Origin of the sequence: Polynucleobacter sp. AP-Nickl1-40-C4 (assembly GCF_035012665.1) — a bacterium.
Lineage (GTDB): Bacteria > Pseudomonadota > Gammaproteobacteria > Burkholderiales > Burkholderiaceae > Polynucleobacter.
Map to the genome: position 1 here is coordinate 1 of NZ_JAYGQR010000005.1, position 18,210 is coordinate 18,210.

General features: G+C 42.8%; 19 protein-coding genes. 6 read left to right on the plus strand and 13 right to left on the minus strand.

The window, feature by feature from the left end; all coding sequences use genetic code 11:
* Positions 1 to 155 precede the first annotated feature (155 nt).
* Positions 156 to 920 carry a hypothetical protein gene (locus tag VC182_RS06635; RefSeq protein WP_323484892.1) on the minus strand — a complete coding sequence of 255 codons (765 nt, stop codon included), beginning with the start codon at positions 918 to 920 and terminating at the stop codon, positions 156 to 158.
* Positions 921 to 1,028: 108 nt separating this feature from the next.
* Here VC182_RS06635 and VC182_RS06640 point away from each other — a divergent pair, with 108 nt between their 5' ends.
* Entirely contained in the window at positions 1,029 to 1,376 is a 348-nt protein-coding gene (locus VC182_RS06640) for a hypothetical protein (protein WP_323484893.1), read from the plus strand.
* On the plus strand, positions 1,319 to 1,879 hold the full coding sequence (locus VC182_RS06645; RefSeq protein WP_323484894.1) for a hypothetical protein: 561 nt from the start codon (positions 1,319 to 1,321) through the stop codon (positions 1,877 to 1,879). Before VC182_RS06640 ends, VC182_RS06645 begins: the two co-directional genes overlap by 58 nt.
* Positions 1,880 to 1,883: 4 nt before the next feature.
* On the opposite strand, the gene VC182_RS06650 is transcribed toward VC182_RS06645, so the two are convergent.
* Together VC182_RS06650 and VC182_RS06655 are read right to left on the minus strand one after the other, a co-directional pair.
* Positions 1,884 to 2,450: a site-specific integrase gene (locus VC182_RS06650; RefSeq protein WP_323484895.1), complete on the minus strand. Its 567-nt coding sequence runs from the start codon at positions 2,448 to 2,450 to the stop codon at positions 1,884 to 1,886.
* A gap of 439 nt (positions 2,451 to 2,889) precedes the next feature.
* Complete coding sequence (locus VC182_RS06655) at positions 2,890 to 4,224, minus strand: VCBS repeat-containing protein (protein ID WP_323484896.1); 1,335 nt, start codon at positions 4,222 to 4,224, stop codon at positions 2,890 to 2,892.
* 231 nt (positions 4,225 to 4,455) lie between these two features.
* Here VC182_RS06655 and VC182_RS06660 point away from each other — a divergent pair, with 231 nt between their 5' ends.
* Positions 4,456 to 4,653 carry a hypothetical protein gene (locus VC182_RS06660; RefSeq protein WP_323484897.1) on the plus strand — a complete coding sequence of 66 codons (198 nt, stop codon included), beginning with the start codon at positions 4,456 to 4,458 and terminating at the stop codon, positions 4,651 to 4,653.
* A 178-nt stretch (positions 4,654 to 4,831) separates the two neighbouring features.
* Here VC182_RS06660 and VC182_RS06665 read toward each other — a convergent pair whose 3' ends face one another.
* The 4 genes from VC182_RS06665 to VC182_RS06680 all read right to left on the minus strand — a co-directional run bounded on the left by VC182_RS06665 (position 4,832) and on the right by VC182_RS06680 (position 8,724).
* The gene (locus VC182_RS06665) at positions 4,832 to 6,046 is read right to left on the minus strand and encodes a tyrosine-type recombinase/integrase (RefSeq protein WP_323484898.1); all 1,215 of its coding nucleotides are present in this window, start codon (positions 6,044 to 6,046) and stop codon (positions 4,832 to 4,834) included.
* Positions 6,047 to 6,434: 388 nt separating this feature from the next.
* Entirely contained in the window at positions 6,435 to 6,695 is a 261-nt protein-coding gene (locus VC182_RS06670; RefSeq protein ID WP_323484899.1) for a hypothetical protein, read from the minus strand.
* A gap of 60 nt (positions 6,696 to 6,755) precedes the next feature.
* Positions 6,756 to 8,129 carry an autotransporter outer membrane beta-barrel domain-containing protein gene (locus tag VC182_RS06675; protein ID WP_323484900.1) on the minus strand — a complete coding sequence of 458 codons (1,374 nt, stop codon included), beginning with the start codon at positions 8,127 to 8,129 and terminating at the stop codon, positions 6,756 to 6,758.
* Between the two features lie 154 nt (positions 8,130 to 8,283).
* Positions 8,284 to 8,724, minus strand: coding sequence for a DUF6641 family protein (locus VC182_RS06680; protein ID WP_323484901.1), 441 nt, complete (start codon positions 8,722 to 8,724; stop codon positions 8,284 to 8,286).
* Between the two features lie 144 nt (positions 8,725 to 8,868).
* On the opposite strand from VC182_RS06680, the gene VC182_RS06685 reads away from it, so the two are divergent.
* The 3 genes from VC182_RS06685 to VC182_RS06695 all read left to right on the plus strand — a co-directional run bounded on the left by VC182_RS06685 (position 8,869) and on the right by VC182_RS06695 (position 10,915).
* Positions 8,869 to 9,183, plus strand: coding sequence for a hypothetical protein (locus tag VC182_RS06685; protein WP_323484902.1), 315 nt, complete (start codon positions 8,869 to 8,871; stop codon positions 9,181 to 9,183).
* A gap of 431 nt (positions 9,184 to 9,614) precedes the next feature.
* The gene (locus tag VC182_RS06690; protein ID WP_323484903.1) at positions 9,615 to 10,004 is read left to right on the plus strand and encodes a hypothetical protein; all 390 of its coding nucleotides are present in this window, start codon (positions 9,615 to 9,617) and stop codon (positions 10,002 to 10,004) included.
* A gap of 233 nt (positions 10,005 to 10,237) precedes the next feature.
* A complete protein-coding gene (locus VC182_RS06695; RefSeq protein WP_323484904.1) occupies positions 10,238 to 10,915 on the plus strand; it encodes a site-specific integrase in 678 nt (225 codons plus the stop codon).
* A 124-nt stretch (positions 10,916 to 11,039) separates the two neighbouring features.
* On the opposite strand, the gene VC182_RS06700 is transcribed toward VC182_RS06695, so the two are convergent.
* The 6 genes from VC182_RS06700 to rsmB form a co-directional block, all read right to left on the minus strand.
* A complete protein-coding gene (locus VC182_RS06700; RefSeq protein ID WP_323484905.1) occupies positions 11,040 to 11,726 on the minus strand; it encodes a hypothetical protein in 687 nt (228 codons plus the stop codon).
* 43 nt (positions 11,727 to 11,769) lie between these two features.
* A complete protein-coding gene (locus VC182_RS06705; protein WP_323484906.1) occupies positions 11,770 to 12,984 on the minus strand; it encodes a tyrosine-type recombinase/integrase in 1,215 nt (404 codons plus the stop codon).
* 338 nt (positions 12,985 to 13,322) lie between these two features.
* Entirely contained in the window at positions 13,323 to 14,006 is a 684-nt protein-coding gene (locus VC182_RS06710) for a response regulator (protein WP_323484907.1), read from the minus strand.
* A 2-nt stretch (positions 14,007 to 14,008) separates the two neighbouring features.
* Positions 14,009 to 16,318, minus strand: a complete 2,310-nt coding sequence (locus VC182_RS06715) for a sensor histidine kinase (RefSeq protein ID WP_323484908.1) — start codon at positions 16,316 to 16,318, stop codon at positions 14,009 to 14,011.
* A complete protein-coding gene (locus tag VC182_RS06720) occupies positions 16,315 to 16,896 on the minus strand; it encodes a DUF4390 domain-containing protein (protein WP_323484909.1) in 582 nt (193 codons plus the stop codon). Before VC182_RS06720 ends, VC182_RS06715 begins: the two co-directional genes overlap by 4 nt.
* A complete protein-coding gene (rsmB, locus tag VC182_RS06725; protein ID WP_323484910.1) occupies positions 16,893 to 18,209 on the minus strand; it encodes a 16S rRNA (cytosine(967)-C(5))-methyltransferase RsmB in 1,317 nt (438 codons plus the stop codon). The genes VC182_RS06720 and rsmB overlap by 4 nt, the downstream gene beginning before the upstream one ends.
* Between the last annotated feature and the right edge of the window lies 1 nt (position 18,210).

An 18,210-nucleotide genomic window follows, 5' to 3' on the forward strand; every position in this document is an offset into this window, starting at 1 on the left:
CGTCTAAACAACTGGGTGCAAATAAGGACATAGTCCCTCCTATATAAGAATAAAAAAAGGGGGCTATGTCGCCATAGCCCCAAAGGTTAGTTAAACAAGTTCAGCTTCTGCTGCTTCTGTTTCAAATACATTGTTAAAAGCCTCAGTTACTTTAGCTACTCGCGCTTTTTAGCCTGTGCCAGCGTGTAATACGCTGCCAGCGCAGTATTCACAGCGCCGTCATGACGAACCACAGCGTTGACTTCAAATTCGCCTGTAGGCAAGTAAGTAGCCACAAACACCACTTGCTTGTCCACCCAGTCTGCATTGGCTTTAACTATCTCAGCGTCAAACTTCACCTTACTGATCACAGCTTCGCTTACCTCGGCTTTAACTAGCTCGGCTCGCTTAGTGGCTGACAAAGGCTTAGTGCCACCCATACGAATTTGCTCAACACCACCGTTTTCTTGCATAAAGACGATTAAGTCTTTTGCCCCAACCTCTTGACGCAAGGCTTCACGCAAAGCAATTGAGTAAGCAGATACACGACGACGATCTACGCCAAATACACACTTAACAACACGAGTCATATCGTGTGTTGTGGCGCCAAAGCTATTGGTATAGCCCTTGTCAGCGATAAATGCTTCCATCGCCTCTAACTTAACTTTACGCACTTCTTTATCAGCGTCTTGCTTCATAACTAGATAAAAGCTGTAAGCCTGCTTCAAAATGCTATACAAGCGATTATTAGACTGAGCAAGCTCAACTGTTTCCCAGCTGATGCGGGCTGACTCCAAAGACTTCAATTGCTCAAATGCGCTAGGCTGAGTAGCAGGTGTCGTGTTTGACACGACAACATTGCTAGGCACGCCAAGGGCGGCTAAGTTGATGGATGGGTTTACTGAGTTTGCTACAGTAGAATCAATGATCAAATTTGTCATGACTTGTTACCTTTCTTATTAGCGCTTCCGTATTTGCAATATGCTTTTGGTCGCGTTAAATAAGATGATCAAGCCAATCTGAGGCTTCTTTTTAGGGTTTTGAAGAAAATGGAACTACCTAAATCACCCGCAAAACCACCCATCAAGAAAACGCCCAAACCCAAGGCTGGTCAAGCACAGTTGTTCTTCAAAGGGTTGCCTGAGGATGTGCGCTTTAAGAGCCACAGCATTCCTGAGTCACTAGAAAGAGCTAAAGGAACGCTATACGAAACTTGGTTTAATGCCCTGCAGCTATCACCGCACTATCAATTACTTTGTGAAATTAATGAATTCCCCAGTGATGAAGCAAAACGCACATTTGAATTATTTGGCGACTTACGCAATGTCGTATTTGACACATGGTGGATAGAAGTGGGCTATGGCATCTTTGCAGAAAAAAGCCTTTTAATAAAGTAGCCGTAAACAATCAAACAGATGACTTTGGTGAGGATGTCAAAGTGCTGCATTTGGAAATTCCGCTCAATGTCTCGCCCAAAACATTGCGAGCGCAGTTTGATAATCTATTAGAACTACACCACCCACATTACAAAGACTTTGATCGCTGGCAAGCCAGCACAGCACCTGTGCGCATGGAGTCCCGCAAGCTCACCTCAGTCTCACTCAATATTTGCTTGGATGTTTATCGCTTGTTTCTCGAAAAATCTAAGCAAGGCGAAGCACTACTGTATGAAATAGGGGAAGAGCTGAGAATTAACCCCAAGCTCAATGTAATCCATTCAGATAGAGCTATTGAGGTCAACGAAAAACGCATAAAAATGTCTTCTGCAGTGAGCGAGTATTTAGAAAAAGCCAAGAACTTAACGGCGCACGCTACTGAAGGGCGATTTCCTTGCACAGACAATCATCCGTGGATAGAGCGACAAACCAGATCAGCACGCAAATCCCGCTACGGTGATTGAGTGCTCATATCAGTTCAACAGCCGCTCTTTTCATATCGTCGTTCACATCAATGTATTTCTGCGTTACAGCAATACTCTTATGTCCCGCTAAGCTAGCCAAAATACGCACAGAGATGCCCTTATTTGCCAAGGTCGTAATAAATTGCCTACGACCACTGTGGCTACTAGCACCCGCAATACCCGCTTTCTTATAAAGCCAAAAGAAGTGCTGGCATAAGGTATTGGGTGTCCAGCCCAAACGCTTAGATGTGTGGAATAAGGGAATATCAGGCATAGTGATATGTCGAGTTTTGAGATACACAGCTAATTCTTCTTTTAGCTTTGCTGGCAAGAATACCGTTCTGCCATCATTACCTTTAGTTTGCTGTGCACTTAAACGAATTTCACTTTTAATCGTGCCATCTTCATTTAATACATCCCCCATTTTTAATTGGGCAATTTCTTTAACGCGAAGTCCCGCCCAATATCCCATGAGCAACATTACGCGATTGCGTTCTGCATAAGTTGTGCTGCTGATATAGCGTAAGACTTGTTCTAATTCTGCTGTGGTGAGTGTTTTTGCTTGAGCCATTTTTGTCCTTTAGATAAATAAAACTGTGTATGCAGTTTGTATTCTTTTGCTCCAAAGGACGACCAAAATGTGTGATCAATAATCTTTCCAAGAATCAATGACTTAACATTTAGCTCCGCCAAAGAAAATAGCAATAATCTTTGGTAGGGCTAAATGTATTTATTAAATCTGTGGGATAAAGACGACAAAACATGGGGCACTAGTGTCGTGTTGCACACGACGGCTCAAATCAGCCCTATAGCGTTAAAACGGGGTTCTCAGCAGTAGAGCTATTCGGCGCGCCGAACTAACTGTTTTTAGACGGTTTTTGAGGGGGCTGTAGTGTCATGCTTAACACTACAGCCTTTATTAGCTAATTTTTTCAAAACAACAATGTAATATCCACCCCTCCAGCCAGTTCAAATGTGGCATGGGTTATTGCTTACAACATAGAGGTTTATTACATTCGCTCTGTATACCAAACACCATTAAGCAACTGAAGCATGTAAGGGTTTCCGTTATTTTGATAAACGATCGAACTACCTACAGCATAATTAATCGTCGTTGGGCTTGAAATGCCAGCCTGTATTGCCATATCCGTAAATCGTTGCTGTTTGTAAGAAACGAAAGCACCATTAATAAGCTGATATAACATTGCTTGATCATTGCTACCCGAGAAAAACACAGCAGGATAGCCGCCAATTGTAGAAGTGGAGGTGAAATACAAGTTTTCAAATTGACTATCAATAGTAGTGGAATAAGTGTACTGACCCGCACCCGTCCATAGCAATATTCTTTTTCCAGCAATATCTCCTGTAAATGCTGGGGTGCCATTTGCACCAAGCATATTGTAGATACCAATAAAATCTTTTTTGCCATCACCATTGACATCAATTGCAAGCATGTCGATCAAATCCGAACCTGTGGTGCTGTGACCATTTGAGTCCACCGGATTAACACCGGTATTAGACAATAAATTTAAATTACTATCAAACACCGCGATATTATTTCTGTAACCAGATACCGAGCTTGTGTTGCCAAAGAAGATGTCAATATTGCCATTGCTCTCATGACTAACAGCACATGCCGCAAAGAAATTTCCACCAGTGGCATTGAATAATGCGGTTTGATTGAGCGTAAAGGTATTGTTACGATTGTTTATGTAGATCCCACCAACGCTACCGCCAGGACCGCCGCCTACTAGAACATCAAGGAAACCATCACCATTAATATCATCAACGCATGCACCGTGGCTCATGGTTAATTCGGGCAGGTTGACCCTAGCGAAGGAAGTTCCGTTATTCCACAACACTACGCTGTGCTCAGGATATTCAGTGGCGCCATCATCAAAACCCGGAAAGAACACATCCATTTTTCCATCATTGTTGAAGTCGGCAATAAACACGTGCTGGCTTCCACCATAAGTATTGTTAGCGACCCAATTAGCGGTTTGATCCGTTAACGTACCATCTGTATTTTGAATCAAAATGGAGAATTTTGCTGTTGGCGCATCTACATTCCAACCCCCAATAACAACGTCATCCAATCCATCGCCATTTAAATCACCAACGGCTAGATTCTGAACCTGATTATTGGTTGTACCCTGACTCATAACTTGGGCAAGTGTTGTAACTGCTGGGGCTGAGGAGTTACCGCTGGAGCTCGAGGAAGTGCTGCTTGGGCTGGAGCTAGCCGCAGGAGAGGACCCACCCCCACCACCGCAGGCAACAATACCTGCACCAATGATTAATGCAATGATTGTAAGTAATATGCGCTTGCCCATAGAATTTCTCATAAGTTGGTTGATGTAACTGATTATTGAATTTGATACAAATTTTCATATATTAATAGCAATTTATTAGTTTTGTCTATAGGTAACATAAAGTTGTAGAAAATCATCCAGCCCCCATAGGAAGAGATCATTAGTACATCGTAAAAATTTAACTACTAACTTCGTAGCTTAATTTCGTAGGAAATTAGGAGTGCTGAAACTACAGTAACTACATGTCTACTTACTGTATGAAATGTGGAATTTGAGCAGCGCCTGCTGATGGTTAATTTGCTTGGCAATATTCGCCTACAAACCTCCAGCCATCTGCCAATTGGGCACTCATTTATCCCTTACGATATTTTGATTGCCGTCATTAAAAGCTATATTACTAATGAAGTGCTTACTGTAAAGGCACTGTTTGCTAGCTTGCCCTATAGCGATATGGGGCTTTGACATCACTTTCGCAGGCTAATTGAAACTGGCTGGATTGAGCTACACGCTACCGATATTGATGCGCGGGTTAAACAAGTAAAGCCCACAGAAAAACTTACCAGTCGCTTTGATAACCTTTGTGACTCCATAACACCCTTGCTGGCCTGTCGTGTTAAACACGACACTCCCGCCCCCTCATTTAAGCAAGCTTCTCCGCATTCATCATTGGGGTGATTTTGCTGTAATGCCGCTCAATCATATTCACGCTAGTTCCCATTTGCTTAGCAAGCGTATGAATATCAATACCACTTGCTAACGCAAAAGTAGCGTAGGTATGACGCAAGCTATACAGCGTTCGGTTTAAGCCACCACTATCCTTACGCATACTGCTTCGCACCATTAAGTTTCTAAATATATTTTCCATATTGCTTATCTGCGTGTTGTCAGGCAAACAAAATATGGCTTTGTCTAACTTAGCTTCAATTAGTCCATTTAAGTTTGTGTAGTCCAACTTATGCCAACACATTAGACGCTCAAATACTTTGATTACTTCGTGCTTAGCAATTAGATAGCGTGGACCAGTCTTGCCACTTACCCAAACACGCAAATATTTTTTATTACCAATCCAATGCCATTGCAAGTGCTTCCATCGCAAGCGTAGTGCTTCTGTGCCGTGTCGCACTCCTGTATTAACAAGAAACTCTATATAAGCAATACACAGCGTCCGCATTTGTCTTGTGCGTTCTGTATAGCTACTCTTTACCCAAGTCTCTGTATAACTTATCAACTCAATAATTTCTTCTTTACTAAAAGCTGGGCGAGGCTGACTACGCTTGCCTTTGCTGTCCAACATCGGCACAGCACGATTGTATGCAACATAGCCACGCTCTCTCGCTAAATTCACAACACGAATGTATGCACTTGCGTGATTGCGTTTCGTGCTTGCCATCGGCACTTTATTCATTTCAGTAATTCGCCACGCATCAAAATCTGCAAGCATCTCTGTCGTAATTTTTTCTACTTCGTAGGCGCCAAAAAAAGGAATGAGATATTTGTTGATTGCAAAAATGTAATCTCTATAACAACGACGACCAATGTTGTTATCCAATGCTCTACTCATATTTGCAATTTCATCTAATGCTATCTGCTTAAATGTTTTTGTTGTGATTGCCAAGCCAGCGTCTGTTTTTATTTTTACAGTTTCAATAATTGCAATCGCATTTATCTTTGCTTGCTCTATGTCGTCTGTATTTGTTGTAGTGCTGTGCCACTTGTTGTTCGCTAACTTAAATCGCACTTGCCACTGCACCGACTGCGGACGCTTATACAGCAAGGCTTTGCCGTCCATCAGCCTTACTTGTTTAATAGTATTTGCGTCAAACTGTGTTGTAAATAATTGTTGTAGTGAGGACATACACTTAAGTATGTTTTCAAATGCCAACTTGGACGACGATTAGTTTTTTATCGTCGCAAAAATCCCACGCAATACTCTGCGAACAAAATTATGTGTGTGATTTTTTTATTGAGTGCCGCAGATTTTTCTGCGAATTGAACGGCGCTGTGAAGAGGAGCTTTTGACTAATGTTTACAACTGTCAAACATCGAAAAATATTTTTTTCAATCCTCTGCTCTACCGACTGAGCTACCAGGCCAAGACTTGGAATTATAAATGAAAGTGTTCGTCAGCTTGGGAAAAGTGGAAAACTGTCCTTACTCTCGAAAAAATGCCTTAAATCCTTGATTCGCCGGGATGGCAAACCCTACTGCACGATAGTTGGTGAGATAGAGGATTAGTTAAGCCTCTACGGCTTTATAGTCCTGACCCTCTGTAGCTGTTGCTGTGCTTTAGCAACTTGCTGACGCTGTCGCTCTGCCTTAATGGCTTCCTGATCTCGCTTGACTTGTTGCTTAAGCGTATCTATACGCTGTTGCTGTGGCGTCAGTGGTTTTATAGATTTGATAGTTTCTACTTCTTTAATAAGCATCAATATATTTAGCTGGGTTGCTTTAAGCAAAAGCAGTTTTTTTATAGATGAAAAACCCTGCGTTTTAATAAACCCCATATTCAAGACAACAAAAAACCCGCCTGAGCGGGTTGATTGATTAGGACTAAATGAGCTGCTTTAGAAACCAACTGTGTAAGTAGCCATCACAGTAGTTGAAGCTGTAGCTTGGTACGCTTCTTGACGATAGATACCAGTTACACCTAAGCGCTGATTCTTCTCAACATCATAGTAAGCACCTAGTGTTGCTATTGGTCTTGTTTTAACAGGGTTAGGGTTGAAGTTCACTGGAGCAATTGCGCCAATTGATGCGTTGGTTGCGTTATATGAACCATTGGCAGTATTAGTATCCGTCTCCACACCAGCACTCGCAAACAAGGTGGTTTGTGGAATGCCTTTATATTGAGCGCCAACACCAGCTAATGCTGTTGTTGCGTTTGTATTAAGAGCTGAGTAAGTCAATGGAGCTGTGACCGTTGAAGATGTGCCTTCGGTATAGCCGCCCATATTGTTCTGTGTATAACGAATACCGACATAGGGTGAAACAATAACTTGGTCAGCAATGCCAAAGCCATACTTAGCAGTGATCTGTGCGCCTTGGCTGTTTAACTGGGATGAACCAGAGCCCGCTTCAGAAGCAGTAGAGCCTGTACCAACTACGCCACGATTAATGGTTGTGTTCTTTTGTCCATAAGCTACAGACGCTTTAACTTCTGTACCTGTGCCGTCTTGCTTTTCATTCCAAGCAGCGAACAAACCAAGCAATGGGGTGTTGTTACCCAAATTAACTGTTGAACCACCATTGTTAACGGATAAGTTTTGGTCAGCATAAGCGCCTACACGAACAGATGGCAATGCGCGATAAGCGGCAATCAAGAGTGCGCTAGTGTTATTCAAACCATTGGCAGCAGAAACAGCGGTATTACGACCACCACCAGATACGCACACATTGTTCTCACCAAAAACAGTACAGTCATAAGCAAAGCTATTGGCAAGAACAGCATTTTGTAATGTGTAAGTGCCTTGTAATGCTTGAGCTGTGTTGGCTACAGATGCTTGGGTATTAGCTACGGATGGGCCCGATGAAGTTGGGGCACCGACAGTACTTAGAGCCCAGTAATATGCTACGCTTGAATTAATAGAGAAAGGTGAAGAGCCATGGGTGAAGCCGTTATAGTAGACTGCTCCTCCTTGAATACCAGGAGCAGCAGTCGAGAAAACGGGCCCGCTATAGCCTCCACCATTGGGGTATCCAAGGCTGCCTCCCACCGCGATAGCCAGCGAACTAGCCAAAGTGGGGTTATTCCACCAAGGTGTGGCTTGTAGGGTTGAAGTTATCGAGCTATACGTTGAGGCGGTGGAAGATACGCTAACGGTATACGCTGTACCGCCGACGGTAACGGTAGTTGATTGCGCGCTAGCGTTTATCGAAAAAATACCTCCAGCAACGAATGCTGAAGCAAAGGCAATTTTTTTGATATTAAGTAATTTCATTGTTATTTTTGTCAGGCTGGTTGAACAGTTAGCTTTTAGGCTAATTTATAGCAGCCAAAATTATCCTTAATGAGCCCTTACTGACACAAGGCTTTTTAATATATGAAGTGTTTACATCACTATATATATAGCTTTTTTACAACACCCACCAACCTTACCGACCAAACCCCTTCCTCACAGCGCCACTCGCTAATTCAATTTGCGCATCAAGCTCTCCAGCTTCAACTGCGCTTTTGACCAACTCAAGCGCTTTAACTAGCTCAGCGGGATTACCAACCTCTACGCTATGTTTGCCTTTAGCAAGCTCTAGCGGACGACTACCGTATTTGACGCAGAAACACACCTTGCCAAGCTCGTTTTTGAACCACCACTCTCTCAATCTTTTGTTTACTTCTACGCTTTTACGCAAACCAGTTTCTTTGTCCTTTACTGTGCGGAACTTTTTAACAGCAAAGCTAGTGCCATCAATTTGACTTTTGGCTAACTGAATTTGTTCCCAAAGTTTATTGGACAGCTTATTGCGACGAAATACGACTGCTGGTATATGTGCTGGTTTTTTTGCTGTGCTAAGTTTTAATCCATCTAATGTACTCATATCAATCTCCTTTGTTAGTAAGCTCAATTACTGTAGTTTCGGAGTTGCTACGAGAACAACCTGAATTTGCCGTGCAATACCTAGTCATATGTAAGAAATGGACAGCAAATATTAAGGAATATTTGGTTGTTGATAAATATTTGTATGCGTAATGATGAACAAGCAGCAAATGAATGGTTAAAGCAAAACGGTATTGCAATAAGGCATATGGATAAGATGGACTTATGCTTACAGCAAGCACAGATAGTTGCGACAAACTTACTCAAACATCACGCAGAATGGTTAAACAGCGACGAACGCAATCTACTATCGACATATACAAAAACCGTGCAGATAAGAGCGAGACAGAACAAGGCTTGTAGGGCTATGGCTTACAAGGTGCTCAATTTGGGCAAACGGACGAACAGAAAACTATTTGGGCAATATAAGGCAACAAACGCAAATAAGTCATTGCGATAACAAAGGACAAAAACACGAAGTGGAATATAACGGCTAATGACTTCGTGCTCGTATAGCAATCGCTGTAAAGGTTGCGATACATATGAGCGAGCCGCAGAATTACTGTTTAGCAAATCAATGCGAAAACTGGTTGAGAGTTTTAATACATTCGTCTCTCGTTAAATTCTTTTACAGTTGTATGCGATGGAATCAGAACATTACATATAAACGACGACTATCAATGCTACTTTTATACAAGTCGCATATAGCCGTTGTTTGCTCCAAAATCAGTCAAACAACAAAACAAAAGCAAATCAATAATGAGTTGAAGAAAGTGTGGCGAGCGAAAGCGATAGCTTTAGCGAAGACACAGCAAGCAACGAAGTTCGCTTGCTTCTTACCAATAAAACATCTAATATTTATTACTATCTGATTATTTAATGGGACTTATTATGAAACGAATGAAATGCAAATATATATTTCCCATTTTGCTTGCACTAAGTTTAATGGCTTGCACCAAAACTGAAAAATGGGGTTATGAAATAAATCATCCAGCCGAACCGCGACCTACATCTGGACTAGCATTTACTGCTTATAAAGAAATAAAGAATGCTGAAGTGCAATACAAAAATAACCTTGTGAGCATTAAGGAAACTTATATTGCTACGGCACATTCAGTGATGTGGGGCAGCGGATTGAAAGATGACCCAATTGACGCGAAAACAAAAAATGAAATTATTGGTCCTTGTCAGTATGTAGATGATAAAAATTGGAAGTGCGGAAAATATCAGATGTTCAACGGTGAACTTAAAGATGAAAAAGGTAAGATGTTTAGGGAATAACTACTTGCCTCAAATCAAAGCTACAAGCACTTAAAGTAGAACGGCAAATAGCAACACAACTGAGAAAAAATCAAACAGCGTATAGACGCTATACGCAAGTCTACATATGTATTGCACATTCTGTAGTCTAAATCCCACATCGCCAATAAATAGCAATATGTAAGGAAATATGAAGAAGCTTTGGTTTAGCTTCTTAAACGACATAACCTACTGATTATTGGAAAGAATTTAATTTGACAGCATATACACACGAAACGGTCGCAGAAAGAAACAAAAGAAAATACATTAAACGCTTAGCAAACATTTGGTTAAAGAAGGAAAAAGTTATGACTAAGCAAGCAAAGGTTCTAAACAGCACAGAAATCCGTAAAGTACTTGATTACTGTTCAACAAGAAAACACTCACAACGCAATAGAGCGCTAGTGTTAATTATGTTTAATACGGGAATGCGTGTCAGCGAGGTAGCAAGTTTGAGAATTAAAGATGTTGTAGATTGCGAAGGCAACATTAAGAATGAAATACGCTTATTGGCAGAGAATACAAAGACTAATGAGGCAAGAACGGTATTTGTGAACGAGAAGTTACGAAAAGAGCTACAGCAATACGCAAAGGTATATGCCAACTCAAATCCAAGCAATAAGTTCTTCTATAGTCAAAAGAAGGATAGCGACGGCTTTACAGCAAATACGCTCACACAGCACTTCCACTATCTGTATAAGCGTGTTGGGTTGGATGGAGCAAGCTCACATTCCTCGCGTCGTACCTTCATAACCACGCTTGCAAACAAAGGTATCGGCATAAGAGTGATTATGGGATTAAGCGGACACAAAGCAATTAGTAGCGTGCAATGCTACATCGACTGTAATAGTGAGCTTATGAGAAACGCTGTGGAGAATTTGGCTGTGGTGTGATGGATTTGATGGTTTGCTTGGTTTTGATGGTTAGGCACACAGCCGAAAAACAAGCATATGCAAGGCATATGGCTATTGGGCTTTATGTGTAGGTTTTTCAGCTGTGTAGTCAGCCAAACCATCCTTACTCGCCTTGCTTCTTCAACTTAGCAAGCATTCCTTTTAACTTCTCTACTTGTTGTTGGTTTTGTTTTAACTCTGCTTCAATTTCTTCTGCTGTGCGTTCTTGCTTTACCAATTCTTCTAACGCTAATGCCATTACATCTAACTTCACTTGTGCTTTTGTTTTCCATCCGTGTAATTGCTGTAATCGTCCTTGTGCCAAATTATTCGCACTCTTACTTGTAATCAAGCGTGGCATACCATCACTGTCCAAACTTATATCGCTGTCAAAACTAAAATCAATGTCTCTGTCAAACCATACTGCCAATGTTTTGTCTTCGCTAATAATTTCTTGTAATTTTTCGTATGCTCTTTCAAACAAACCATCTGTTTTATTTTTCATATCGTCCATTACTTGCTTGCGATTGACAATAACCTTGCCAACTTTTGGATTGCGTCCGCTATAGCTATCTAAGCGTCCGTGCCACATTACTGCTTCTTGTAGCATTTGCTCATATTCTTTTACTGCACTTGGCACTTCTATTTTTCGCAACTCTTGTTGCTCTGCCCAACGCTTATCATTTAATTTTGCAAAGTCTTTGCCAACCGCATTTGCAAAATCACGCGGAGAAACTTCCAATCCTTTTTCCAACATACGCATAAGCTCTTTTATGCGTTTCTTGCGTGTTTCGTTATTAAAGCGTGGCATATTTACATATACAAAAAGTAAGCAGATAACCAATATTACATTGTTATGCCAATCTCTCTGCTGCCATTGTTGCCGTCATTTTGCTGTAGTGCCGTTCAATCATATTCACGCTTGTTCCCATTTGCCGTGCAAGCGTATGTATGTCTATTCCACTTGCTAACGCAAAAGTAGCGTAGGTATGACGCAAGCTATACAGCGTTCGGTTTAAGCCACCACTATCCTTACGCATACTTCTTCGCACCATTAAGTTTCTAAATATATTTTCCATATTGCTTATCTGCGTATTGTCAGGCAAACAGAAAATGGCTTTATCTAACTTAGCTTCAATTAGTCCATTTAAGTTTGTGTAGTCCAACTTATGCCAACACATTAGACGCTCAAATACTTTGATTACTTCGTGCTTAGCAATTAGATAGCGTGGACCAGTCTTGCCACTTACCCAAACACGCAAATATTTTTTATTACCAATCCAATGCCATTGCAAGTGCTTCCATCGCAAGCGTAGTGCTTCTGTGCCGTGTCGCACTCCTGTATTAACAAGAAACTCTATATAAGCAATACACAGCGTCCGCATTTGTCTTGTGCGTTCTGTATAGCTACTCTTTACCCAAGTCTCTGTATAACTTATCAACTCAATAATTTCTTCTTTACTAAAAGCTGGGCGAGGCTGACTACGCTTGCCTTTGCTGTCCAACATCGGCACAGCACGATTGTATGCAACATAGCCACGCTCTCTCGCTAAATTCACAACACGAATGTATGCACTTGCGTGATTGCGTTTCGTGCTTGCCATCGGCACTTTATTCATTTCAGTAATTCGCCACGCATCAAAATCTGCAAGCATCTCTGTCGTAATTTTTTCTACTTCGTAGGCGCCAAAAAAAGGAATGAGATATTTGTTGATTGCAAAAATGTAATCTCTATAACAACGACGACCAATGTTGTTATCCAATGCTCTACTCATATTTGCAATTTCATCTAATGCTATCTGCTTAAATGTTTTTGTTGTGATTGCCAAGCCAGCGTCTGTTTTTATTTTTACAGTTTCAATAATTGCAATCGCATTTATCTTTGCTTGCTCTATGTCGTCTGTATTTGTTGTAGTGCTGTGCCACTTGTTGTTCGCTAACTTAAATCGCACTTGCCACTGCACCGACTGCGGACGCTTATACAGCAAGGCTTTGCCGTCCATCAGCCTTACTTGTTTAATAGTATTTGCGTCAAACTGTGTTGTAAATAATTGTTGTAGTGAGGACATACACTTAAGTATGTTTTCAAATGCCAACTTGGACGACGATTAGTTTTTTATCGTCGCAAAAATCCCACGCAATACTCTGCGAACAAAATTATGTGTGTGATTTTTTTATTGAGTGCCGCAGATTTTTCTGCGAATTGAACGGCGCTGTGAAGAGGAGCTTTTGACTAATGTTTACAACTGTCAAACATCGAAAAATATTTTTTTCAATCCTCTGCTCTACCGACTGAGCTACCAGGCCAAGACTTCGAATTATAACGAATTGGCTTGGGGCGCCCTCAAATTTGCTTAGCCCCCTTGATTTCTGGGCTTAGCGGTATTTGCGCTAGTTGGGCGAGGGCCTAGCTTTCGCCCTTATTGCGCGATGTATCTATTCCCAAGGCTTTTAACTTGCGATACAAATGGGTTCGCTCTAGGCCTGTGTACTCTGAAATCTTGGTCATGCTACCGCCCATGATTTGCATTTGATGCTCAAAATACGCCTTCTCAAATAAATCTCTAGCCTCCCTCAAAGGGAGATCAAAGTACGTTTTTGCAATTCCACTAATGTACTCACCCTCGGCAGGTGGGGCAACCAACTCGGTTGTTGCTTGCTTTGGTGCGATAACGGAGCTAGCACTCGACTGAACGGCTCTAACCTGTTCTGGCTCTACATATTTAGGAGAGCTCTCCAGCGCTTTGCTGACTGTCTTTAAAAGCTTTTGTAGGGCAATCGGTTTTTCTAGAAAATTGAGGGCGCCAATTCGAGTAGCTTCAACAGCAGTGTCAATCGTTGCATGTCCCGACATCATCACTACTGGCATCGTGAGCTGGCCAGTATTGGACCATTCTTTTAATAATGTAATGCCATCAGTATCTGGCATCCAAATATCCAACAAGACCAAATCAGGGCGCATTTGTTCGCGAATAGTGCGTGCCTGTATAGCACTTTCTGCAGCATACACAGTATGACCTTCATCTGTGAGAATCTCATTGAGAAGCTCACGAATTCCCATCTCGTCATCAACAACCAAAATACTAGCCATGCTTATGCTGCCTCTTTTGCTAGATTCATAAACAATATTGACACTTTCGCACCAACCACTTCTTCACCCTGCGTACGGTTCCGAATTTCAATTCTGGCCGAGTGATCATCAATGATTTTCTTAACTACTGCCAAACCCAGACCCGTGCCTTTGCTCTTTGTTGTTACGTAAGGCTCAAAGGCTCTTGCCAATATCTTAGCTGGAAATCCAACCCCACTATCACTTATCGTTAATCGCACAGCATTTTGCGCTATGCCATTGTGTTCGCCATAAGGGACTAACTCTGTCTTAACCTCCACCGGATTACCGGGATGGGGACCCTCAAGAGTGGCATCTTGGGCATTTTGTAGCAAGTTATGGATTACCTGTCTTAGTTGTGTGGGATCCCCCATGATCTCTGGGCAATGAGGATCTAACTGAGTGCGCAATGGACTGCCCTCGTATAACCCCAAAATTTCAGAGGTGAGCGTATTGATAGAAACGGGCTTGAGTTGTGGGGTTGGCGTCTTCGCAAAATCCCTAAAATCATTCACCATTTCTTTCATAGCTTGCACCTGACCAATGATGGTTTCAGTGCTGCGATTAATCATTTCTTCTTGCTCTGGGCTCAACTTGCCTGCAAGCTTATGCTGCAATCTTTCTGCAGAAAGCTGAATAGGCGTTAGAGGATTTTTAATTTCGTGAGCAAGACGTCTAGCTACTTCACTCCAAGCGATAGATCTCTGTGCGCTCACCACATCAGTAATGTCATCAAAAACAACCATGCGTAAGTCGCCAGTTAGCTCTGTGCCACGCACGAACAGGGTCACACCTAATTCATTTTCAAATTCATTTGTAGTGTGCAGTTGAATTTGTTTTTGCCACACCGGCGCATTCATCGGCTCAGTCTTTTGTTCCGCGTCTCCCTCGCCCAGGACTGCGAGTTTCATAGTAGAAAAGCCTTCTTTGATGGCCCCTTCAAACTCCAATAGAGCTGGGCTGCTACCAAGGGGCTTTCCATCGAGTAGGGTAAGGTCTTGACCAAAAATACGATCTGCGCCCGCATTGCTAGAAACAACGTTGTAGTTTTTATCAAAAATGCATACGCCTGCCGTGAGGCTTCCCAATACGCGCTCTAAGAATGCTTTGGATTCTTGCAAAGAAGTTCGGGTGTCGGCCAACTGCCTAGTCATGACATTGAATTGCCGTGTAAGCATGCCAAGTTCATCGCCAGTATCGAGCTCTGGCTTGGGAGATAAATCTCCCTGTGCAACTGCCTGGGTGCCTCTCAGAAGCATTAGAAGGGGGCGTGCAAGCTGCCTACCCAACATCAAAGCCAAAGTAATGGCCACAAATACTGCAAAGAAAAGGGTAAGGGTTAAGGTTCCCACAAACATCTTGCGAAGGCCGGTACGCCCCAACGCTTTTTCTTGATATTCACTGTATGCAGACTCCACAGCAAAAATGTTTTTTGCCAACGGGGTAGGTATATAGCGCACTAGTTGTAAAAAATATTTGTCTTCGATCTCTTTGCCAGACTCAAATTTGTTGTGAATCGATTTTTTTCTTATAACGGGAACAATTGCCCTGACTCGATAACCGCGTTGGCCACCTTCTACTTCAATTTGGTCTAAAAAGGTCACTCCTTTCTTGCTAAATGCTTCTGCAACCACATCGGCGCTGGGCGCAGGAAAGTATTTTTTAGGCTTTAGCTCGCTAGTGAAAATCAAATTGCGCTGCATATTGAAGAGACTAACCTCTTGAATGCCAAATTGATTGCGAATTTTCATTACTGATGCAGCTACCTGCTCAGTAGTTGTGCCCGATGGAACTTGGACAATCTGCTCGGCGATGAAATTACCCTCGCCCAAAATTTCTTCTTGGGCCACTCGCAAAGTAACGCGCCCCAACTCTAAGCCCGAGTTCAGGGCTGTCTCCACTTTGACGTCAAACCAAGTCTCAATACTACGCGACACAAACTGTAATGAAACGCCATACAAAATTAAGCCCGGAACAATTCCGACTAAAGCAAAAATCATTGCTAACTTTGCAATCAAGCGCGTGCCAAAGTGCCCGCGATACCATCGCACGGCGATAACAGCCACCAAAATCAAAATAACCAGAGTTAAGCAAACCCCAATCACTACATTCGCGGCATAGAGCCAAATGAAGTAATTATCAAAAAATTCTGTATTGGATGAGGCAATCGCCAATAAAACTAAAAGTAATAAAGCAAAGGCGCCAATCACGCCTATCGTGATTGGAATTATTTTTTTACTCCAAGCCTTGGATGTAAAAAAGCCCGGGTCTAGCATGGCTGCTATCGATCTCATTGCTTAATTAAATTAGGGCCATTAGGAGAAAATAGGAAGCGATACCAATCGCTTGATACATTCCATTCGCGGTTATTGAGTGCGTTTACTTGAAATGGTTTTGGTAGCTTACTGAGATCTAAGCTCATTCGCATGCTGGCCGTATACGATTTACTGGGATCTAGTTGAGTGCCGTCAATGACTCGCCACCCACCAATACTCCCCACCGCCTGCAATGCCTCAGACATAGTTTTGGCAGAAAAGGTAAAGCCCTCTGAAGCAATTCGGTACTGCTGTGTCAATGGCTGATAAGAAAGCCGCGTCTGCCTTTGCACAAGCACAGACTTTTCATCAAACCAATACCAACGCGATCGCATTAAATCAAACTCCGTTTGGAAATAGAGGACGACGCCTTTTTGTACTGCGTCTTCCAGTCCGGGAGATAGCTCGATCTGAAAAGCTGCATTGAGAAGCCAGTCGTTATCCACCTTCTCCAACTCAAAGGATTTGATCTTGATTCCTTCGGCGCTAACGGTGGTTGAAAAAATACCCAACACCATCAAGAACAAAAAGAGGAATTGTTTAATTCTTCGGCTCATGGCCCATTTTTCTTAAACAAAGCATAGTAAAAACCGTCGTTTAGCTCACCAGGCAAAATCTGGCCCGGAGCGGCTAATCGTACCGCATTGGAGTGCTGCTCAGCAAACCAAACAGCCTGCTCCTCGCCCTCCTCTGGAAAGATTGAGCAAGTGACGTACAAAAGGGTGCCCTCCACTTGGAGCATCTTCCACGCCTGATTCAAAATGGCTCGCTGCCTTTCTTGCAAAGCCCTGATATCTGCTTCACGCCTTAAAAATGAAATATCAGGATGTCGCGACACTATTCCAGAAGCTGAGCAGGGTGCATCAAGAAGAATTTTGTCAAAAAGAACGCCATCCCACCAAGCCGCCTTGGAAGCATCGCCGCGTAACACGCGGACTTTGTCAGATTGCAAACGAAGGCGGTCTAGGTTGCCGCCAATTTTTCCAATGCGCTCGCCATCCAACTCCAGAGCCCGCATCGAACAATCTGCAAGCTCCAATAGATGCGCCGTTTTTCCACCGGGAGCTGCGCAGGCGTCCAACACCAACTCTCCGGTCTGGGGATTTAATAAGATCGCGGCCAGTTGTGCGCCCGCATCTTGCACAGACACAGCGCCAGTATAAAAACCTGGCAAGTCCGATACGGGAACCGCTTCAGGCAACAAGAGAGCGGAAGGCAACTGAACACCAACCAATTCATCTATTGGCTTTGATGAAATTCCGGCCTCAGATAATAAGGATTGATATTGCTCACGCGTATATTGCCTTTGGTTTACTCGCAAAATTAATGGCGCACGCTTGGCTTGTTGAAACAAAATGGATTGCCATGCTTTGGAGTAATTGCGCTTGAGGTTTGCTCGCCACCAAGCAGGGACATACATTGGAATTGGATCAGGCGGAAAATGCTTTTCGTCCGCTGGCGGTTGCACTACAAGGCTGACCTTGCGTAATACCGCATTCACCAAACCTTTGGCATACATGGTTTCGTCATATTCGCCACAGGCCTTCACTGCCTGATCCACAATCGTGTGGGCTGGATAGCCCTTGCTCTCGGCTGGATCTTGTAAAAATAAAGCAATCGCGACGCTGAGCAAATGATCCACTTCAGGAGGCGGAGTCTTTGGAATAAATTGCTTAATGAATTCATGAGAACGCACCCATTTACGAAGTGCATCAAAACTCAGGCTCTGCACGATCGGGCGCTCATAGGCCTCTAGCTCATCCAGAACTTCTGTAAGCGATCTTCCGCTGATGACCTCGCTTACCGCTTGTGCGGCAATCGTGATTGCTTCAGAGAGCGGGAGACTACGTGGTGTTTTTTGATCAGTCAAA